Genomic DNA, 2,556 nt, shown 5'->3' on the forward strand with positions numbered 1-2,556 from the left:
GCTTTCGTGAAGGGTTTCGGATGCCGCAGGCGTCCGAAAGTCTCCGAGGAACGAACCCGCGGTCCGTTGGCGCTCGGTATGGGGATTTAGCGGATGGCCGGGGCTGAGCAGGTCAGCTGTGGGAGGGTGACAGGCGTCCTTTGGCGACGATGCCGGGAGCCGATGTCGTGTTTCGCGCCGGGTGCTGACGCAGGATCCCCGCCGCGACCCGCCTGCCGAGGTCTTTCTGGCGGGTGATGGTCGTGGGTCACCGTTGACCACAGCAGGGCTGGGATCCTGGAGTTGAGCAGGCCGTGCCGGGTCACGGCGAACCTCGTCCGGATGAGCATGCGGGCCGTGGCGGTGCGCGTGGCTGGGCGGTGCGCTCGAAGGTCTCGAGGATGAGCATGCGGCCGCCACAGCAAGGACAGGGCGGCCGGTGGTCCGCGGGCTCGGGCGCCACGTTCGGTTCCGGTGGTGGCGGTGGTACCGCGAGGAGTTCGCGGGCCCGGGCAAGGTTGTCGCGACGACTGCCGCTGGCGAGCAGGCCGTAGTGGCGGATGCGGTGAAAGCCCCGTGGCAGAACGTGCAACAGGAACCGGCGGATGAACTCGTCAGTCCGGAGCGTCATGACCTGGTGCCGCTCGGTGCCCTTACGGCGGTAGTCCTTGTATCGGATGGTCACCCCGTGCTCGTCGAGCGCGAGCAGCCGGCGGTTGGGGATGGCGACCCGGTGCGTGTAGCGCGACAGGTAGGCGAGCACCGCCGCGGGACCCGCGAACGGCGGCTTGGCGTAGACGATCCAGGGCTTTTTGCGGGTTGGCGCCAGATGGCGCAGGAAGGCCGGTCGTTCGGCGAGGCCGGCCTGGGTGCCGGAGAACCGCAGCCGGCCTGCGTCGAACAGCGCGAGCAGTCGGGTCAGGAACAGGCGGCGGAACAGCTTGCCGAGCACGCGCACGGGCAGCAGGAACGCGGGCCGGGACGAGACCCAGCGCCGGCCGTCGGGCGAGAGGCCGCCGCCGGGCACGATCATGTGGACATGGGGGTGGTGGGTCAGCGCCGAGCCCCAGCTGTGCAGCACGGCGGTGATGCCGATGCGGGCGCCGAGGTGGCGCGGGTCGGCGGCGATGGTGAGCACTGTCTCGGAGGCCGCGCGGAACAACAGGCCGTAGACCGTCGCCTTGTTCTGGGCCGCGATGTCGGCGACCTCGGCGGGGAGGCTGAATACGACGTGGAAATAGCCGACCGGCAGCAGGTCGGCCTCTCGGGCGGCCAGCCACTCGCGTGCGGCGGCACCCTGGCATTTCGGGCAGTGCCGGTTGCGGCAGCTGTTGTAGGCGATCCGGCGATGGCCGCAGTCCTGGCAGCCCTCGACGTGGCCGCCGAGGGCGGCGGTGCGGCAGGCCTCGATGGCCGCCATGACCTTGAGCTGGCCGAGGCTGAGATGGCCGGCATGGGCCGCCCGAAAGGCGGGGCCGTATCGGCGGAGGATGTCGGCGACCTCGAGCGGGGCGCGCAAGGCGGTCAGCCGCCGGAACCCGCTCCGGATCCCATGGTCTCCCGGGGCTCGATGCGAGCCATGACCCTGTCGAGCGGGCTGGTGACGGTGCGGACCGTCCTGGTCGCGACGCGGGTGTAGAGGGCGGTGTTGTCCAGCTTGGCATGGCCGAGCAGGGCCTGGATGACGCGGATGTCGACGCCGTCCTCGAGCAGGTGGGTGGCAAAGCTGTGCCGCAGCGTGTGCGGGCTGACGTGCTTGGTCAGATCGGCCGCGACCGCTGCCGCCTCGACCACGCGGCCGAGCTGGCGAGTGGTGATGGGCCTGGCCGGGTCCTGGCCGGGGAACAGCCAGCCGCCGGGCCGCATGACGCCCTCTCGCCGCCCCTCCTGCCACCAGGCCCGGAGCAGGGCGAGCAAGGCCGGCGAGAGCAGGGCGTGGCGGCCCCGGCCTCCCTTGCCGCGCTCGACGGCAATCAGCATGCGCCGGCTGTCGATGTCGCTCACCTTGAGCGACGCCACCTCGGCCACGCGCAGGCCGGCACCATAGGCCACCGAGAGCGCGGCGCGGTGCTTGAGGCAGGTCGTGGCCGCGATCAGGCGCGCGGCCTCGTCGGGGCTGAGCACGACCGGGAGCTTGCGGGGGTAGCGGAGCCGGATCAGCTTGCGGGCCAGGTCCGGCCGGTCGAGCGTGTGGTTGAAGAAGAAGCGCAGGGCCGCCACGGTGCTGTTCATGGCCGGCGCATTCATGCCCTGCTCGGACTGCCGGATCTGGAACTGGCGGATGTCCTCGGCCGTCGCCGTGCCGGGCGAGCGCTCCAGGAAGGCGGCAAAGCCCGCGACGGTGCGGAGGTAATCCTTGCAGGTCTTATCGGTGAACCCGCGCACGGCCATGTCAGCGACGAAGCGCTCGCGCAGGCTGCCGGAGGTGGCGGGAGGGAGGTGAGGCATGGGGAGCTCCTCGGGATCGGGGAACTCCCAGCGTCGGCTCGGGCCCGGGCCCGCTCAATTCATGCCTGTCTGCCGACGCGGCAGCGCATCAGTGCAAACAGGACCAATCCCGCGATAGCGGGTTCGTTC

Annotated in this window: 2 protein-coding genes; both read right to left on the minus strand. The window is 71.0% G+C overall.

Annotation, left to right across the window (positions count from 1 at the left end):
* Nucleotides 1–301: 301 nt before the first annotated feature.
* Nucleotides 302–1,498, minus strand: coding sequence for an IS91 family transposase (locus FHS87_RS23110; protein ID WP_184522221.1), 1,197 nt, complete (start codon nt 1,496–1,498; stop codon nt 302–304).
* Between the two features lie 5 nt (nt 1,499–1,503).
* Nucleotides 1,504–2,427 carry a tyrosine-type recombinase/integrase gene (locus FHS87_RS23115; RefSeq protein WP_184522224.1) on the minus strand — a complete coding sequence of 308 codons (924 nt, stop codon included), beginning with the start codon at nt 2,425–2,427 and terminating at the stop codon, nt 1,504–1,506.
* Nucleotides 2,428–2,556: the final 129 nt, after the last annotated feature.

Origin of the sequence: Muricoccus pecuniae, assembly GCF_014199205.1 — a bacterium.
Lineage (GTDB): Bacteria > Pseudomonadota > Alphaproteobacteria > Acetobacterales > Acetobacteraceae > Roseomonas > Roseomonas pecuniae.